An 18,447-nucleotide genomic window follows, 5' to 3' on the forward strand; every position below is an offset into this window, starting at 1 on the left:
CGAAAAAGGGAGAATGGTGTACCGAAAAAATGAGGGACGGTGAATCATGAACGAACAGGATGCAAAGCAGAAATACGGGGCGTACTTCATCACGGCCGAGGAGCTTGCCGCCCGCCTCGACGGCAAGCAGGCCATGCCAGATGAGCTGCGCACCGACGCGCATCTCATCTGCAACACGCCTGCCGCCATCGACTTCAATTCGCCGGGCGCGCAGGGCTTTGGCGTCAAGCGCGCGGGGCTCAGCGTGCCGGGCAGCATCATGCTGCTCGTCTCGCCCGGGTGCTGCGGCCGCAACACGGCGGCGCTCTCGGGCAGTGGCCATTACGGCGAGCGCTTCGCCTACCTAGCCCTCGACGAGACGGACATCGTCACAGGCAGCCACCTGACGAAGATTCCCGAGGCCGTCCGCGCCTTTGTCGCCAGCCGGGCGGAGCGCCCCTCTGTCGTCATGATCTGCCTGACCTGCGTCGACGCGCTGCTCGGCACGGACATGGAGCGCGTCTGCCGCAAGGCTGAAGCAGCTGTCGGCCTGCCCGTTCGCCCTTGTTACATGTACGCGCTGACGCGCGATAGCCAACATCCGCCGATGCAGGCCGTGCGCGAGACGATCTACGGCCTATTGCAGCCGCGCCGAAAAGATCCGCGCCAGGCCAATCTTCTCGGCTTCTTCACGCCCGTCGCGGCAGACTCCGAACTCTTCTCACTCCTCGAGCGTGCGGGCATCCGCAAGGTCGCCGAGCTCGCCCGCTGCCAGACATACAGCGACTTTGAAGCTCTGGCCGCGGCCAACTTCAATCTCGTGCTCGCCGACGAGGCGATGAGCGCCGCCCTCGCCCTCGAGAAGCGTATCGGCATCCCCGCCATACGCCTGCGCCGCCTCTACGCGACCGACAAGATCGCAAACCAGTACAGGGCACTCGCGCACATCCTCGGCTTGGGAGCAGAGGCTATCGCCATGGAGAACGAGCGCGAGCACGCCGAGCAGGCCGCTGCCGACTTCTGCGCGCAGTACGGCAAGAAGGCGGTCATCGCCATCGGCAGCCGGCTCAATGCCAATCCCTTCGAGCTCGCCTTGGCACTCGTGCGCCGCGGCCTCGCCGTCCGCGAGCTCTTCGCCGTGCCGACCGCTGCCGACGCATTCTACATCCGCCAGCTCGCCAAACTCGCACCCGCAACGCGCATCTACTCCACGCTGGAGCCGGCCATGCTGCACTACCGGGAGGACGCCGCCGTATCACTTGCCATCGGCGCAGATGCCTGCGCGCTCCACCCCCATGCCAAGAAATTGCCGTGGAACGACGCTGTGCAGCCCTTCGGCTACCAGGCTGCCCAAGCTCTCTTTGAAAATATGAAGAATGCTATGCGTCAGGAGAGCTCAGGCGCGGCAGAGAAAAAAGTTGAGGCGGAGACTGATGACCCGCATCGCCCCGTCTCCCCCATACCAAAGCTCTCGCTCGCCCTGCCGCCATTCGCGCCGGACACAGCTGGCGCTGCCTCGGTGCTCTACCCGCTCGGCGGCATGACAGTCATCGTCGATGCAGGCGGCTGCGCGGGCAACATCTGCGGCTTCGACGAGCCGCGCTGGCAGGAGGGCGGCACGCCCTCGGCCGTGTTCAGCGCGGGCCTGCGCGACATGGACGCCATCATGGGGCGCGACGAGCATCTCGTCGAGAAGGTGCGCGCGGCAGCAGCCTGCCTGCCCGTCTCCTTCGTCGGGCTCGTCGGCACGCCCGTGCCCGCCATCATCGCGACCGACTTCCGCGCGCTCTGCCGCATGATCGAGAAGAATACATCTCTGCCCGCCATTGCCGTGCGCACGGATGGCACCCACCTCTACGACAGAGGCGCCGGGGCCGCCTACGATGCACTCGTGCGGGAATTCGCGGCTGAGTTGCCCGCCGGCGCGCCCCGCTCCGGCCTCGGCGTGCTCGGCCTGACGCCGCTTGACTTCTCGAAGGGCGAGCGTCAAGCACTTCGGGAGACGCTGTGCCGGGATGCGGACGGGCCTGTCCTCTTTTTCGACAAGCTCGAAGACTTCCAGCAGGCCGCGAAGCTCCAAAGCATTCTCGCCGTCTCGCCAAGCGGTCTCAAGGCGGCGCGCCGCCTCGGACGCCAAGCCAGCATCCCCGTCAGAGCCGAGCTGCCGCCCGCCTTTATCCGCAAGGTATTTGCGACGCTGCTGGCCCGTCTCGACAGCGTGATGGATAGTGACGCACACAGGGAAATCCTTATCGTGCACCAGCAGGTCCTCGCCAATGCACTGCGCCGCGCCATCTGCCAGCGCTTCCCCGAGCTGCCCGGAAGGGCTTTGACTGTCGGCACCTTCTTTGCGCTTGACCGCGCCTTAGCGCAGCCAGGAGACTGCTGCTTCCGCGCGGAGCAGGAGTTTCACCGCTATCTGCAGGCGCATCCAGAAGCCGTCGTCATCGGCGACAGGCTGCTCGCGCGCGCCGTGCCGGAGGATTTCGGCGGCGCCGTCATCGACCTGCCGCACTTCGCCCTTTCAGGGCGCAATACCACAGTGAATACAGCAAGCAAGGATAGAGAGCTATGAAACGTTTGAACATCAAGATCTACGGCATCGTGCAGGGCGTCGGCTTCCGCCCCTTCATGAGCCGACTGGCCGACGCCTGCCGGATACGCGGCACGGTCTGCAACAAAGGCCCCTATGTCGAAGTCTTCGCCGAGGGCAGGGACGCATCATTGCAGCAATTCGTCGCGGGCATCCCGGAACAAGCACCGGAGCGCGCGGCCATCCTCAAGGTCGACGTGCACGATGTGACCGATGACAATGCCGCGCCTTACGAGGATTTTTCCATCATCGAGAGTGCCAAGGAGCGCGGCGACATCTTCGTCTCGCCCGACATCGCGACGTGCGACAAGTGCCGCGCGGAGCTCTTCGACCCGCACGACCGCCGCTACCTGCACCCCTTCATCAACTGCACGGCCTGCGGCCCGCGGCTGACCATCCTCGAGGCCATGCCGTACGACCGCGAGCGCACGAGCATGAAGGAATTCCCGATGTGCGAGGCCTGCCACGAGGAGTACGTCTCGCCCGAGAGCCGCCGCTACGATGCGCAGCCCGTCTGCTGCAATGACTGCGGCCCCGAGGTCTACCTGCTCGGCCATGAGGCGGTGCGAGGGGCCGCTGCCATCAAGGAAGTACGCCGCGTCCTCGCTGCGGGCGGCATCGCGGCCATCAAGGGCATCGGCGGCTTCCACCTCGCCTGCGATGCGACGAGTGAAGAAACCGTGAAGCGGCTGCGCGCGCTCAAGCACCGCCCGCAGAAGCCCTTTGCCGTCATGATGCGCGACGAGGCGGCCGTGCGGAGCGCCTGCCACCTCGAGCCCGGCGAAGAGGCGATGATGACGGGGCACCAGAAGCCCATCCTGCTGCTGCGCCGCCGCAAGGACAGCCCACTCGCGCCGAGCGTCGCGCCGGGCAATCCCAAGGTCGGCGTCATGCTGCCGTACGCGCCGGTGCAGATGCTGATCTTCGACTACCCTGGGGACACGTCAGAGGTGCCCGCCATGCTTGTCATGACGAGCGGCAACCCCTCGGGCGCGCCCATCTGCCACAACGACGAAGAAGTACAGGAAGCGCTCGCGCCGCTCTGTGACGTCATTCTCTCGCACGACCGCCGCATCCGCCTGCGCGCCGACGATTCCGTCATGGACTGGTTTGAGGGAAAGCCCTACATGATCCGCCGCAGCCGCGGCTTCGCCCCGCTGCCCTTCATGCTCAGCGCACCGCTCAAAGGCCAGGTGCTCGGCATCGGCGGCGAACTCAAGAACACCTTCTGCCTCGCGAGCAACCACCTCTTCTACCCCTCGCCCTACATCGGCGACATGAGCGACCTGCGCACCGTGCTCGCGCTCAAGGACTCCGTCCAGCTCATGGAATCCCTGCTCGAGAACAAGCCCGCGACCATCGCCTGCGACCTGCACCCGCGCTACAACACGGTGACCGTCGCCGAGGAGCTCGCCAAAAAATCAGGCGTGCCCCTGCTCAAAGTCCAGCACCACTACGCGCACATCCTCTCGTGCATGGTCGAGAACGACTGGCAGGAGCACGTCATCGGCGTCTCGTTCGACGGCACGGGCTACGGCACAGACGGCACAATCTGGGGCGGCGAGTTCCTGCTCTCCGACTACAGGGGCTTCCGTCGGCTCGGCTCGGTCGAGCCCTTCCAGCAAGCCGGCGGCGACCGCGCCTCGCGCGAAGGCTGGCGCATCGCCGTCAGCTTACTCAGGGACAGCCTGATGAGAGAGTTGCAGGGCAGCAGCCCAGCAGATATCGATGCGGCCTGGAAGGAGCAGTGCCTCGCGCTCGGCCTCTGCGACGAGAAGGAATTCGCCGCGCAGTCCTTCATGCTGCAGCACCGCGTCAACTGCATCGAGTCGACGAGCGCCGGGCGCCTCTTCGACGGCGTCAGCGCCCTCCTGGGCCTGCGCCACAGTGCCACCTTCGAGGGCGAGGCCTCGATGGCCCTGCAGTTTGCGGCCGAACGCGGGGAGGGCTCAGCGGAGGACCTCCACTACACGCTGCACGAGGCAGCAGACGGCCGCTTCCTGCTGCCGACGACAGCGCTCTTCGCCGAGTTAACTGCCCTGCACCAGGAGGGCAGCCCGGACGAAGCGCTCGCCTACCACTTCCACGATGCGCTCGCCGCAATGATTGGTGCAGGCTGCGAGAGAGCGCGCCAGCAGACAGGCGTCACCACCGTCGCCCTTAGCGGCGGCGTCTTCCAGAACCTCCTGCTGACGCGCCTGACAAAGGAGCGCCTCGAAGCCACAGGCTTCAAGGTCCTGCTGCACAGCCTGCTGCCGCCAAACGACGGCGGCATCTGCGTCGGCCAGGCCGCCTTTGCCATGTACGCCCTGCAAGAAAGCTGATTCTATTTTATCGGATTGATACGAAAGGAGTCTTATCATGTGTGTTGGTTTACCCGCTAAAGTCGTGCGCATCCAGGATGGCATGGCCCTCGTCGACGCCTCCGGCGCCCGCCGCGAAGTCTCGGCAGAGCTGCTCTCTGACATCGACCCCGGCGACTACGTCATGGTCCACGCGGGACTTGCTATCGCCAAGATCACCGCAGAGGACGCAGAAGAGACGGACGAGGTCCTACGCGATGTGGAGGACGCCGAATGAATACCGCTATCGAAAAGGCCCGCGCCATCATCACGGGGTATCGCGGGCCGAAAATCCGCATCATGGAGGTCTGCGGCACTCACACGCACGAGATCTTCCGCCTCGGCATCCGCAGCCTGCTGCCCGAGAATGTCGAGCTCATCTCGGGGCCGGGCTGTCCCGTCTGCGTGACGCCCGTCTCCTACATCGATGAGGCAATTTTCCTTGCTGAAGAGCGCCATGCCACCATCTGCACCTTCGGCGACCTCGTGCGCGTGCCGGGCACGGCTGGCAGTCTCGCCGAGGCGCGCAGCCGCGGCGCCCGCATCCAGGTCGTCTACACGCCGCTCGACGCGGTCACCTACGCAGAGGAGCATCCCCGAGAGGAAGTCGTCTTTCTCTCCGTCGGCTTCGAGACGACGACGCCTTCCGCCTGCCTGGCACTCAAGCGGGCCGAAGCACAGGACATCGCGAACTTCTCGCTGCTGACGGCCAACAAGACCATGCCGGCTGCCTACGAGGCGATGGCCAGCCACACGGATGCCTACCTCTATCCCGGCCATGTCTGTGCCATCACAGGCACAAGCCTGCCAGAGTCCCTGACGCAGCAGGGCATCTCGGGCGCCGTGGCCGGCTTTACGGCCAGCGAGCTCCTGACGGCACTGGCCGTCATCCTCGAGAAATCGCGAAGCGGCGAGCCGTTCTTCGTCAACGCCTACCCGCGCGTCGTGCGCCCCGCGGGCAACCCGGCTGCCCGTGCACTCGTCGAAACGTACATGGAGCCGTGCGATGCGATCTGGCGCGGCCTCGGCACCTTAAAGGCGAGCGGCCTGAAGATACGCTCCGCCTTCGCGCCGCGCGATGCCAGGGTGCGGTTTTCCCTGCCGTCGATGAGCGGGCGGGAAAATCCCGCCTGTCACTGCGGTGCCATCCTGCAGGGGCTCGAACGGCCGGTGGACTGCCCGCTCTACGGCAGGGCCTGCACTCCGGACCACCCCATCGGCGCCTGCATGGTCTCGCGCGAAGGTGCCTGCTCGGCCTACTATCTCTACGGAGGACTTGGGAGGAATTTTGCATGACAACAGACGATATGCACAGCGACAGGGATGCCTGCATCACGCTGGCTCACGGTGCCGGCGGCCGCCAGACGGCAGCGCTCATCGCGCGCGTCTTTGCGCGCCACTTCCAGAACCCCGACTTCACCGCCGACGATGCGGCCATCCTGCCCGTCGGTTCCTTTGCCGCGGGCAGGGCCGCCTTCACGACGGACGGCTTCATCGTCTCGCCCTGGCAGTTCCCCGGCGGCAACATCGGCAAGCTCAGCATCTGCGGCACGGTCAACGATCTCGCCTGCATGGGCGCTGTGCCGCGCTATCTCTCCTGCGCCTTCCAGATTGAGGAGGGCTTTCCGCTGCAGGATCTCGAGGCCATCGCGGCCGCCATGGCCAAGACAGCTAAGACGGCCGGCGTCCGCATCGTCGCGGGCGACACGAAAGTCGCCGGGCGCGGCCAGGTCGACAAGGTCTTCATCACGACGACGGGCATCGGCGAGTGCATGGAGGGCGCTCATCCCTCCGGTTCGCGCGCCGAAGCGGGCGATGCCATCATCGTCACGGGCGACATCGGCCGCCATGGGGCCGCCATTCTCGTCGCGCGCCGCGACTTCGCCATCGACGCCGCCATCACGAGCGACTGCGCGCCGCTCGCCGCTGCCGTCAAGGCCATGTTCGACGCGATCCCCGACCGGGCGGCCATCCACACGATACGCGATGCCACGCGCGGCGGTGTCGGCACCGTCCTGCACGAGATTGCCGCCGAGAGCCAGGTCGGCATCGAACTGAATACCCCAGCCATCCCAGTCGCGCCCGAAGTGCGCGGCGTCTGCGGCCTGCTCGGCCTCGAGCCGCTCTACCTCGCCTGCGAGGGACGCCTCGTCATCTTCGCGCCACAGGCCATCGCGCCGACGCTCGTCGAAGTCCTCCGCACCCTGCCCGACTCGCGCCAGGCCGCCGTCATCGGCAGAGTCACGCCGGATTTCTCGGGCCGGGTCGTCCTGAACACCGAGATCGGCACGAAGCCCCTGCTGCCCGAGCCGTCGGGCGAACTCCTGCCGCGCATCTGCTGATGGATTCCCTGATACTTGCTGACAGATTGAGGTGACCTCCATGCTCAAACGGATTTCCCCCCTGCCCGGCCCTTTGCCCGAAAGCGCGGTCTGCGTGCCGATTGGCAGGGCCGGCTTCCCCGCGCCTTTCCCGCACGGGCTCGAGTACTCGCCGCCCTGCCGCGGCACCTGGAACATCGTCCACACCGGTATGCTCATCCCCGAAGCCCACCAGATCTTCATCTGCGCCGCAGGCTGCCTGCGCGGCGTCGTCCTGACGGCTGCCGAGATGGGTCTTATGGAGCGATTCTCGTCGATTGAATTGCGCGAATCCGACCTCACGGGCCGCGACAACGAGCAGCTCATCCTCGCAGGCGTCGCAGACATCCTCGCACACCTGCCCGAAAAGCCGCGCGCCGTGCTGCTCTTCCCCGCCTGCGTCCACCACTTCCTCGGCTGCAACCTGCGCTACGTCTACCGCGAACTCCGCCGGCGCCATCCGGGCATCGACTTCGCCGAATGCTTCATGGACCCCATCCGCCAGACACGCCACCTGACCCCCGAGGAGCGCCTGCGCCGCGCGATCGGCCGCCTGCTGCCAGAGCTTCCGAAAAAGAAGCAGGCCTCCTTCTTCGGAAACAACCTCAGGGCACCCGCCGAACACGATGCCACCCGCCTGCTGCGCGAGAACGGCTGGGCCGTGCGCGATATGGCGGACTGCGCGAGTTACGACGAGTTCCGGGAGCTCGGCGCCTCCTCGCTCCAGCTCTACACGAACCCCTTCAGCCTGCCCGCCGTGCGCGACCTCAGGGAACGGCTGCAGCAGGACTACTTCTACCTGCCGCAGGTCTGGGACGAAGATGCGATCGAACGGCTCTTGATGCAGCTTGCCGAGCGCCTCGGCGCCAAGGCCCCCGACTGCACAGAAGCACGCCAGAGGGCCGAGCAGGCGCTAGGCGAGGCACAAGACCTCATCGGCCAGACGCCGATCGCCATCGACCTGACGTTCACCTTCCGCCCGCTCTCGCTCGCCTGCCTGCTGTTGCGCCACGGCTTCCATGTCACCAAGATCTACGCCGACGCCATCAGCCCCGAAGAAGAAGCTGACTTCCGCGATCTGCAGGAACATCACGATGATATCGAGCTCTGGCCGACAAAGGCACCGCTGCTGCGCGAGCTGTCGCGCCCCGTGCATGCAGAGGGAGCACCGGCCTGCCTGTCCCTCGGGCAGAAAGCCGCCTTCTTCCAGAACACGCCGCATTTCGTCAACATGGTCGAGGGCGGCGGCCGCTGGGGCTTCTCTGCCATCGAGGCACTGGCCCATGATATGATCGCCGCCTACCGTACACCCAAGGACATCGAGGCAAATGTCCGGCGCAAGGGATTAGGAGGCCCTTCCCTGCTATGAAACACGTTTCCCGCATCCTCTCGACATACTCTGCAGACACCTTCGGCGTCTGCTCCGCCCTCTACGAGCTCGGCGGCATGATCGTCATCCACGACCCTTCGGGCTGCAACTCGACGTACACGACACACGACGAGCCGCGCTGGTTCGCAGAGCCGAGCCAGATCTTCGTCTCTGCCCTGACGGAGCAGGACGCCATCCTCGGCAATGACAGCAGGCTTATCACCGACATCACGGCCGCTGCCAAAGAGCTGCAGCCACGCTTTATCTGCCTGATTCCCTCGCAGATTGCCCACATGATTGCCACCGACTGCCGCGCCATCTGCCGCATCCTCGAGAAGAAGACCGGCATCCCCGCCTTCACGCTGCCGACGAACAGCATGCACTACTACGAGCGCGGCATCTTCTTCGCCCTGCAGAAGCTCGCAGAGATTACCTGCCAAGCCTTGCCGGAATCGGCTGCCCCCACGCACCTTCCAGAGGCCAAATGGCTCAGCGAAGAAGAGCTCCACAAGCTCCGCCAGAAGAAAGGCAAGGCCCTGCGCGTCAACGTGCTCGGCGCCACACCGCTCGACTTTGCCATGAATGGCAGCATCGATTCCATGCGCCACTGGCTCGAAGCGCGCGGCTGTCATCTCGCAAGCTGCTGGGCCATGGGCTCCGACCTCGACACCATCCTCGCCTCGCATGAGGCCGACCTCGACCTCGTCCTGAGCTATGGCGGACTCGGCGCCGCGCGCGTCCTGCGCGAGCGCGCCGGCATCCCCTACCGCATCGGCATTCCTTTCCCGCACTGCGCCTCAGCCAGAGGCGATGCGGCCTGCCCACCGGAAGGGCCCGCCTATATCATCGGCGAGACCGTCTTTGCCGAGTCACTATCGCGCGCCCTGGAAGCAGCTATCGGACTGCCCTTCACCGCCATTGTGCCAATGGAGACGGATGATGAACTGCTGCTGCCCGGCACTCTCTGCCTGACCGACGAAGACGAGCTCTCCCCCGTCCTGCGCGAGGCCGCGCTGATCATCGCCGACCCGCTCTACCAGCCCATCTGCCCCGCAGGCGCAGCTTTCCTCTCTCTGCCACATATCGCCTTCTCGGGACGCCTCTACGAGGAACACATCCCCAACCTTATCGAAGCAGACTGTTTCGCGGATTTCACCAAAAAAATCCTGGGCAAATTCCAGCAGAATCGAGTATAATAGAGAGTACATTAACCGAAACTATTTCTCATTTTCAAAGGAGTTCCCATGATATTGACCATCGCCCACACCTTCGCCTACGCGCTCATCCAGACCTTCGGCGTCTCGATCTTCACACTCGCCCTGCAACGCCTCGGACGACTCAAGCGCCTCTACCGCCTCAAGGCATTCTTCTTCCTGCTGCTCATGAACGCCGCCGGCACCATGACGTACGGCGAAGCCGCCTGGCAGCGCGTCACCACGCCCATCGCCGCCGCCCTCTTCCTCATCGGCATGGCCTTCTTCTTCGCCAGCCACCTCTACCTCGGCTGGAAGCGCCTCAGGAAATGATTTCTATAGTTTAGCTTCATAGTAAAATACTATTTACCATAAAAAGGAAGTATTTCACAGATCCCGAAATCCATGTCATAATGTACGTAAATAGAGTTTGTTGATATTCATAAACAATGATAATAAAAGGGAGCGATACTTATGATGGATCTCTGGTTCAATCACGTGAAGAGCTATACGCAGGATATCCTGGCGGAGAATGCGGACAATCTGAAGCAGTTCGAAATTCGTCCTGGTGTCTACTCCAACGTAGATCCTGCTGACCTGCGCGATGTAAAGGCGGCAGATTTCGACTTGCTCGACAAGAACTGACCGACAAGCATCGATAGACAAGCGACGACAAAAAGCGGACCACATGCTCGATTGAGTATGTGGTCCGCTTTTTGCTGTGCCTGCATCAGCTGAACAGCGCGATCTGGTCGCTCTCGCTCATGCCGTCGAGGCAGCCGTGGCTGCGCAGGATCTCGATATTTGTCTTGGAGATGCCCGAGCGGCGGCGCAGGTCTTCGATAGAGGTGAAGGAACCGTCCTTGCGCGCCTCGACGATGCCCTGGGCGGCCTTCTGGCCCATGCCGGCGAGAGCCGCAATCGGCGGCAAGAGTGCGTTGCCGTCAATGATGAACTTGTCGGCGCCGGAGCGGTAGAGGTCGACGCGCTCACAGGAGTAGCCGCGCAGGTACATCTCCCAGGCGAGCTGGAGGACGATGAGCGTGGCGTTCTGCTTGGCGTCGAGCTTCTTCTCCTTGCCCATGGCCTCGAGCTCCTTGATCTGCTGGCCGACGTAGTCCTTGCCGCGCGCGACGACATTGGCGTCGAATTCGGCCGCGCGGATGGAGAAGTATGCCGCATAGTAGGCGAGCGGGTAATGGACTTTGCAGTAGGCAATGCGGTAGGCCATCATGACGTAAGCCGTCGCATGGGCGCGCGGGAAGAGGTACTTGATCTTCTGGCACGACTCAATGAACCACTCGGGGATGCCGCCCTTCCTGAGGATCTCGACGACATCCTCCGCGATGCCCTTGCCCTTGCGGACTTTCTCCATCGTCTTGAAGGAAAGCAATGGGTCGATGCCGTTGTGGATGAGGTACATCATGATGTCGTCGCGCGCAGAGATGGCGTTCTTGATCGTGCACTGGCCGCTCCTGATGAGGTCCTGTGCATTGCCGAGCCAGACGTCCGTGCCGTGCGAGAAGCCCGAGATGCGCACGAGGTCCGAGAAGACATCGGGCTGTGTGTCGTCGATCATCTGGCGCGTGAACGGCGTGCGGAACTCAGGGATGCCGAAGGTGCCGCTCGTCGCGCCGAGTTCCTCCGGCGTGACGCCGAGGGCCGTCGTCGAGTTGAAGATGGACATTGTGGCCTCATCGTCGAACGGGATGGTCTTCGGGTCGCGGTGCGTGAGGTCTTCGAGCATCTTGATGACGGTCGGATCATCGTGGCCGAGGATGTCGAGCTTGACGAGACGGCTGCTGATCGAGTGGTAATCGAAATGCGTCGTGATCGTGCCGCAGTTCATGTCGTTGGCCGGATGCTGGATTGGCGTGAAGAAGTGGACGTCCATGTTGCGCGGCACGACCATGATGCCGGCCGGATGCTGACCCGTCGTCGACTTGACGCCCATGCAGCCATGGGCCATCTTGTCGATGTAAGAGATGTGCTTCTTGACGCCCTTCTCCTCGTAGAATTTCTTGACGTAGCCGAAGGCCGTCTTGTCGGCGACGGTCTGGATGGAGCCAGCGCGGTAGACGTTGTCCTTGCCGAAGAGGATCTCTGTGTACTTGTGGGCAACGGGCTGATAGGCACCGGAGAAGTTCAGGTCGATGTCCGGGACCTTGTCGCCGTCGAAGCCGAGGAATACGGCGAACGGGATGTCGTGGCCGTCCTTGATGAGCGGCGTGCCGCAGACCGGGCAAACCTTGTCCGGCAGGTCGTAGCCGCAGCCGTAGGAGCCGTCGGTGATGAACTTGCTGTACTGGCAGTGCGGGCAGCGCCAGTGCGGCGGCAGCGGGTTGACCTCGGTGATGCCCGTCATCGTGGCGATGAAGGACGAGCCGACGGAGCCGCGCGAGCCGACGAGGTAGCCATCGTCGTTCGACTTCTTGACGAGGCGCTGCGCGATGAGGTAGAGCACCGAGAAGCCGTGGCCGATGATGGGCTTGAGCTCCTGCTTGAGGCGGTCCTCGACGATTTTCGGCAGATTCTCGCCGTAGAGCTCGCGCGCCTTCTTGTAGGACATCTCGCGGATTTCCTCGTCAGCGCCCGGGATCTGCGGCGAGTAGAGATCATCCGGGATCGGCTTGAAGCGCTCGATCTGATCGGCGATCTTGCGCGGATTCGTCACGACAGCTTCATAGGCCGCTTCCTCGCCGAGGTATGAGAACTCCTGGAGCATCTCATCCGTCGTGCGCAGGTAGAGTGGCGGCTGCAGCTCGGCATCGTCAAAGCCCTTGCCCTTCATGAGGATGGCGCGGTAGATGCTGTCCTCGGGGTTGAGAAAGTGGACATCGCACGTCGCAACTAGCGGCTTGCCGAGCTTCCCCGCAATCTCGGCGACCTTGAGATTGATCTGGATGAGATCGTCGTCCGTCTGGATTGCGGGGTACTTGTCGCTGCGCTTGAGGAAGTCGTTGTTGTGGATGGGCTGGATCTCGAGGTAATCGTAGAATGAGGCGATCTCCATGAGCTCCTCATCCGTGCGCTGCTCCTCGATGGCGCGGATGAGCTCGCCGGCCTCGCAGGCGGAGCCGATGAGCAGGCCGTTCCTGTACTCCTCGATGATGTGCTTCGGCAGGCGCGGCTGGCGGTGGAAGTAGCGCAGATGCGCGAGTGAGACGAGCTGGTAGAGATTGCGCAAGCCGTTGGGATTCTTCGCGAGCATGATGATGTGGTTCGCACGCTTCTGCAAATGGTCCTGCTGCACGAGATAGCCCTCCATGCCGTAGATGACCTTGAGGTCGCTCTTGCAGCTGCTCAGGGCCTTGGCGGCATCCGGGAATGCCTGCACGACGCCGTGGTCCGTGACCGCGACGGCGGGCCAGCCCCAGCGGTCGGCCGTCTTGATGAGGTCCTTGACGGAGACGACGGCGTCCATGCTGCTCATCGTCGTGTGCGCGTGGAGCTCGACGCGCTTGACCTCGGCGTGGTCCTCGCGGCTCTTCTTCTCCTTCTTGGCGAGGCTGTTGACGAAAAGCACGTACTCGTTCATGAAAGTGTCGAAGCGCACGGAGCCCTGCACGCGCACGGCCATGCCTTCCTTGAGTGCGGCCATGACCTCGTCGCAGTCGGGCTCCGGTTCGCCGCTCTTGCGGCGGCGCCCCTTCGTGAAGAACTTCTTGCAGGCGATGCCGTCGGTATCGTCGGAGATGCAGAAGGTCAGAAGCTTCGTGCCCGACTTGAACTCGAGCAGGCGGATGCCCGACCCAGGGCCCTCGCCGATCGTGCCCTCGACGACGACACTCTTGATCTCGCCGACGAGTTCGGTGATCTTATGCAGCGCACCCGAGACGCCGCGGCCAAAGATGAGATTGCCCCTGTCCTGCACGACGACCGGCTCACTCTCGTGGGCCGTATGATCCGCAGGCTTCACCGTCTTCTTCGCAGGCTTCGGCGCAGCCGCCTTAGACGCAGCAACTTCATGGGCGGGAGCGGCCGCTTCATAGCGCGAAAGCGGTGCGCGCTCGTCTGCCGTGCTCGCTGTGCGGGCAAAGGTCGGCGCAGGAATGCCGCCCTCCTCCACTTCGCCTGCGGAGCGCTCTGCCGCTTCTTCAGCAGCGCGGGCTTCCTTGGCGCGGCGGGCCTTCTCGTGCTGCAGTGCCTCGATGTAATCGGGATTCTGGAAACTGTCGTCGACCTCGAGGTTCTGCAGCACTTCCTCGCTGGCCTCGCACTCGACGTGGCAGCGGTATCCGACCGTCTTCTCGATGATCTGGCTCATGACCTGCGTGACGGAATGCGCGCGCATGATCTCGCCGCCGAGCTCGCCCGGCACATCGATGAGGATGTGGCTGCCGTCAACCGTGTATTTCGAGCGCTTCAGGAGCTCGTAGACCGTCGGATTGCCCTCCGCCGTCTCGTAGACAAGCCTTGGCCAGATCTTCGCGAGAGCGTCCTCGATGTTGACGACATCCTGGTAGAAGACGACAGCGTCGAGCTGGCACTTCTTGGCGATCTGGTCGGCTGCCGATTCGAGCAGTGCTTCCGGCAGCAACGTCTGCGTGCTCAGCGCGATCTCCCAGCTGTTTGTGCGCGTGCAGACCTCGACGTGGCGGATCGTGGCCTCGCGCAGGAGTGCCTTATCCCCCTCTTCCAGCCGCATGCCCTGCACGAGCTGCCAGAACATATTCTTCCGACTCGGAACAATCCGGAATTTCTGCATCTGCTGCCATCCTTTCGCATGTATAGATATAGAAAACCGGCACAAAGTGCCGGCATTTGATTCTGCTACCCTATATTATATGGGATACGGCGGGAGACTGCAATAGGCAGTTCTCGCCATTCGACTTTATTCAACCTTGACCTGGAGCCAGAGCTTGGTGTAGAGCTTGTCGATGGCTTCGCCGAGATACTGGTATGTCTCCTGACCGCGGTAGACCGCGGGGTCGGGGAAGGCAATCTCTATTTCGTCCTCGTCCATGTCGTCCTCGACGAGCGCCTGGACGGCAGTGTTCGGCGTGGAGTAGCCGAGTGCCTCGAAGTTCTTCGCGGCGATGTCCGGGCGGCAGAGGAAGTCGATGAACTTATGGGCATTCTCGACATGCTTGGCCTTCTTCGGGATGACCCAGCCATCCATCCAGAGGTTCGTGCCCTCCTTCGGTGCGGGACAGAATGCGAGGTCTGGATTGGCCTTGAGGAGATTGATGGCCTCGCCCGAATAGATGACGCCGAGCGCGGCCTCGCCCGAGGCGAGCTTGTCGCGGATGTCGTCGACGCCGTAGGCCTGGACGAGCGGCTTCTGCGCGATCAGCATGTCGCGCGCCGCCTCAAGCTCCTTCGGGTCCTTCGTGTTCATCGAATCGCCCATGAGGCGCAGCGGGATCATGAAGGCATCGCGCGCGGAATCCTGCATGAGGATCTCGTCCTTGTAGGCCGGGTCAAAGAGAACAGACCAACTGTCGACATCGCCGTGCACGAGCTTCTTGTTGTACATGAGGCCGACCGTTCCCCAGCAGTACGGGATGGAATAGCGGTTGCCCGGGTCGTACGACTCAGCCTGCTTGAGGAAATCCTCGCCGATGTACTTCTTGGCATTCGGCAGCTGGTCGTAGTCGAGCGGCTGCAAGAGGTCGTTCTCGGCCATCTTCTGGATCATGTAGTCCGACGGGCAGATGAGGTCGTAATTCGTCGCTCCCTCCTTGACGCGCGGGTACATGCTCTCATTCGTGTCGAACTCGTCGAGCACGACGTGGATGCCCGTCTCCTCCTCGAACTGCGCGATGACGTCCGGGTCGAGGTAGTCGCCCCAGCTGTAGATGTAGAGCGTGTCATCCCCCTCCTCTTCCTCCTCGGCCAGGCTGTCGCAGCCAGCCGTTAGGAAGGCCGTCATGAAACACAGGAGCAATAATAGAGCCGATAGTTTCTTCATCATACCCACTCCTTTCCCTGGCGGCGTTTCAGCAGGCGCCAGTTGACCATGAGCAGTGCCACAAAGGCGATGACGCCGAGGAAGAACAGTGTGGAGAGCGCGTACATCTCGGGATGGATGCCGAGCTTGAGCTGCGCGTAGATGGCTGTCGTCAAGGTGTCGATGCCCGCGCCCTTCGTGAAGTACGTCACGATGAAGTCGTCGGCCGACATGGCAAATGACAGCAGGAAGGCCGCGGCGATGCCGGGGCGCAGTTCCGGCAGGATGACCTTGCGGAAGGCCTGGAAAGGTGTCGCGCCGAGATCTAGCGCGGCCTCGTAGCAGACGTGGTCGAGTCCCATGACCTGCGGCAGAATGCAGAGCATCGCGTAGGGCAGGTTGATGACAACGTGCGCCATGAGGATCGTGTCGTAGCCGAGGCGCAGGCCGAGGCCGAGAAACAGCAGCATCAGCGAGATGCCCGTGACGATGTCGGCGTTGAGGAGCGGCACATTCGCGAGGCCGCGGAAGACGAGCTGGCTCTTCTTCGAGAAATTGCGGATGGCAAGCGCCGTGATGAGCCCGAGTAGCGTCGCGAAGAACGCAGCCGTCAGGCCGATCGTCAATGTGTTGAGGAATGCCTCAATGATGTCCTCGCTCGTGAAGAGCTTCTCGTACCACTGCAGGGTGAAGCCCGTCCACTGGCCGCGGTAGCGGCTCGCATTGAACGACTGCGCGATGAGGACAAGGATTGGCGCGTAGAGGAAGACGATGATGATGCCGAGATAGATTTTCTTGAGCTTTGCCATCACGAATCCACCTCCTGCTCCTTCGCATTGCGCTCCGAAAAGGCTTCTACCACAATATTGAGGATGATGAAGACCATGAGGATCATCGAGAGGGCGCTGCCGAGCTGCCAGTCATAGGCGGCCGTGAACTCCTGCTCGATGATGTTGCCGATCAGGAGGATCTTGTTGCCGCCGAGGAGCGCACTGATGACGAAGGTCGTCAGCGCGGGGATGAAGACCATCGTGCAGCCGCTGATGACGCCGGGAAGCGAGAGCGGGAAGACGATGCGGCGGAAGGTCTGCCAGCGGCCCGCGCCGAGGTCGTGCGCCGCTTCGATGATGCTCTTGTCGATGTGCGAGAGCGAGACGTAGAGCGGCAGCACCATGTACGGCAGGAAGTTGTAGACCATGCCGATGACGATGGCCAGCGGCGTGTTGATGAGCGTGACCTCCGGCAGCGCGAGCGCGTGCAGCACCATGTTGATGATGCCGTTCTTCTCGAGGATGGTCTGCCAGGCCATCGTCGTCAGGAGCGAGTTCATCCAGAGCGGCAGCAGGAACAAGAGGAAGATCAGGACCATGCGGCCGCGCTTGATCTCCTGCAGGATCATGCAGAGCGGATAGGCGAGCACGAGGCAGATGACGGTGCTGACGAGTGCGAGCTCCACCGAGAGGCCGAGCGCCCTGAGATACTCCATCTGCACGGCCTCCCAGAGGTTCGCGAGCGTGAAGGCCCCTTCCCCATCCGTCAGACCGTGATAGAGGACGAAGAAGAGCGGCAGCACGATGAAAAGGACGGCCCAGACCGTGAACGGCGCTGCAAACAGCCGCGCAACGCTTTTGCTGTCATGCATCATGCGCCGCCTCCTCATCTTCCGAAGCAGGCTTGGCCATGATCTGGATGTTCGCCGGCGCCAGGCGGATGCCGACTTCCCTGCCCTGCTCGTGGCCCGTGATTGTCTGGACAAGCCACGAGAAGCCGCCCGCCTCGATCGTGATATCGTAGACCGTGCCCTTGAATACGACAGAGCGGATGGTGCCGCGGTACTGGCCGTCCTCCGGCGCACAGATCTGGATGTCTTCCGGACGGATCTGGACATCGACAGGGACATTCTCGCCAAAGCCCGTGTTGATGCAGGGGATGTCCTTGCCCAGGAGATGGACGAGCTTGTCGCGCACCATGATGCCGTCGATGATGTTGCTGTCACCGATGAAGTCTGCGACAAAGGCGTTCTCCGGCTCATTGTAGACGCTCTCCGGCGTGCCGATCTGCTGAACCCAACCCTGGTTCATGACGACGACCGTGTCCGACATCGAGAGGGCCTCCTCCTGGTCGTGCGTGACGAAGACGAAGGTGATGCCGAGCTCGCGCTTGATCTTGACGAGCTCGCGCTGCATGCTCTGGCGCAGCTTGAGGTCGAGCGCGGAGAGCGGCTCGTCGAGCAGCAGGACCTTCGGCTCATTGACGACAGCGCGCGCGATGGCGATGCGCTGCTGCTGACCGCCCGAGAGCGCCGTGACATCTGCATGCTCGTAGCCGTCGAGATTGACGAGCTTCAGCGCGTACTTGATCTTGTCGCGTATGTAGGCGGCGGACTTGCCCTTGATCTTGAGACCGAAGGCGATGTTCTCGGCCACATCCATGTTCGAGAACAGGGAATACTTCTGGAAGACGGTGTTGACCTGCCGCCTCTCCGGCGGCAGCTTCGTGATGTCCTGTCCGTCGAACAGGATGCGCCCCTTGTCCGGCCGCTCAAAGCCGCCAATCAGGCGCAATGTCGTCGTCTTGCCGCAGCCCGACGGCCCTAAGAGCGTCAGGAATTCGTTTTCGTGAATGACGAGGTTCAGGTCCTCGAGGATCTGACGGCTGCCATAGAATTTGTCGATATGCTCGAGTCTCAGCAATTCTTTCTCCAATTTTCACTCTCCC

The 18,447-nt window shown here is 63.0% G+C and carries 14 protein-coding genes; 9 read left to right on the plus strand and 5 right to left on the minus strand.

The features are described from left to right. The first annotated feature begins 46 nt into the window (after positions 1–46). The 9 genes from T518_RS12095 to T518_RS11955 all read left to right on the plus strand — a co-directional run bounded on the left by T518_RS12095 (position 47) and on the right by T518_RS11955 (position 10,481). On the plus strand, positions 47–2,554 hold the full coding sequence (locus T518_RS12095; protein ID WP_072003561.1) for a nitrogenase component 1: 2,508 nt from the start codon (positions 47–49) through the stop codon (positions 2,552–2,554). Then, positions 2,551–4,896 (plus strand): carbamoyltransferase HypF, encoded by a 2,346-nt coding sequence (hypF, locus tag T518_RS03045; RefSeq protein ID WP_036374946.1) that lies wholly within the window; start codon positions 2,551–2,553, stop codon positions 4,894–4,896. The genes T518_RS12095 and hypF overlap by 4 nt, the downstream gene beginning before the upstream one ends. A 37-nt stretch (positions 4,897–4,933) precedes the next feature. Then, complete coding sequence (locus tag T518_RS03050; protein WP_036374949.1) at positions 4,934–5,152, plus strand: HypC/HybG/HupF family hydrogenase formation chaperone; 219 nt, start codon at positions 4,934–4,936, stop codon at positions 5,150–5,152. After that, positions 5,149–6,210 carry a hydrogenase formation protein HypD gene (gene hypD, locus T518_RS03055; protein ID WP_036374952.1) on the plus strand — a complete coding sequence of 354 codons (1,062 nt, stop codon included), beginning with the start codon at positions 5,149–5,151 and terminating at the stop codon, positions 6,208–6,210. Before T518_RS03050 ends, hypD begins: the two co-directional genes overlap by 4 nt. After that, on the plus strand, positions 6,207–7,256 hold the full coding sequence (gene hypE / locus T518_RS03060; RefSeq protein ID WP_248617144.1) for a hydrogenase expression/formation protein HypE: 1,050 nt from the start codon (positions 6,207–6,209) through the stop codon (positions 7,254–7,256). The genes hypD and hypE overlap by 4 nt, the downstream gene beginning before the upstream one ends. A 40-nt stretch (positions 7,257–7,296) precedes the next feature. Next, positions 7,297–8,643, plus strand: coding sequence for a nitrogenase component 1 (locus T518_RS03065; RefSeq protein ID WP_036374954.1), 1,347 nt, complete (start codon positions 7,297–7,299; stop codon positions 8,641–8,643). Next, positions 8,640–9,839, plus strand: a complete 1,200-nt coding sequence (locus T518_RS03070) for a nitrogenase component 1 (protein ID WP_036374956.1) — start codon at positions 8,640–8,642, stop codon at positions 9,837–9,839. The genes T518_RS03065 and T518_RS03070 overlap by 4 nt, the downstream gene beginning before the upstream one ends. 48 nt (positions 9,840–9,887) lie before the next feature. Continuing rightward, positions 9,888–10,169: a hypothetical protein gene (locus tag T518_RS03075; RefSeq protein WP_155948051.1), complete on the plus strand. Its 282-nt coding sequence runs from the start codon at positions 9,888–9,890 to the stop codon at positions 10,167–10,169. 141 nt (positions 10,170–10,310) lie between these two features. Further along, positions 10,311–10,481: a hypothetical protein gene (locus T518_RS11955; protein ID WP_155948053.1), complete on the plus strand. Its 171-nt coding sequence runs from the start codon at positions 10,311–10,313 to the stop codon at positions 10,479–10,481. Between the two features lie 85 nt (positions 10,482–10,566). Here the strand turns inward: T518_RS11955 and T518_RS03080 are convergent, their stop codons facing one another. The 5 genes from T518_RS03080 to T518_RS03100 all read right to left on the minus strand — a co-directional run bounded on the left by T518_RS03080 (position 10,567) and on the right by T518_RS03100 (position 18,434). Next, positions 10,567–14,544, minus strand: coding sequence for a PolC-type DNA polymerase III (locus T518_RS03080; protein ID WP_036374961.1), 3,978 nt, complete (start codon positions 14,542–14,544; stop codon positions 10,567–10,569). A 126-nt stretch (positions 14,545–14,670) separates the two neighbouring features. After that, positions 14,671–15,711, minus strand: a complete 1,041-nt coding sequence (locus T518_RS03085) for an ABC transporter substrate-binding protein (protein WP_248617145.1) — start codon at positions 15,709–15,711, stop codon at positions 14,671–14,673. 38 nt (positions 15,712–15,749) lie between these two features. Further along, on the minus strand, positions 15,750–16,538 hold the full coding sequence (locus T518_RS03090; protein WP_036374967.1) for an ABC transporter permease: 789 nt from the start codon (positions 16,536–16,538) through the stop codon (positions 15,750–15,752). Beyond that, on the minus strand, positions 16,538–17,371 hold the full coding sequence (locus T518_RS03095) for an ABC transporter permease (protein WP_036375119.1): 834 nt from the start codon (positions 17,369–17,371) through the stop codon (positions 16,538–16,540). Before T518_RS03095 ends, T518_RS03090 begins: the two co-directional genes overlap by 1 nt. Beyond that, positions 17,364–18,434 (minus strand): ABC transporter ATP-binding protein, encoded by a 1,071-nt coding sequence (locus T518_RS03100; protein ID WP_036374970.1) that lies wholly within the window; start codon positions 18,432–18,434, stop codon positions 17,364–17,366. Before T518_RS03100 ends, T518_RS03095 begins: the two co-directional genes overlap by 8 nt. Positions 18,435–18,447: the final 13 nt, after the last annotated feature.

Source organism: Mitsuokella jalaludinii DSM 13811 (genome assembly GCF_000702905.1).
Lineage (GTDB): Bacteria > Bacillota > Negativicutes > Selenomonadales > Selenomonadaceae > Mitsuokella > Mitsuokella jalaludinii.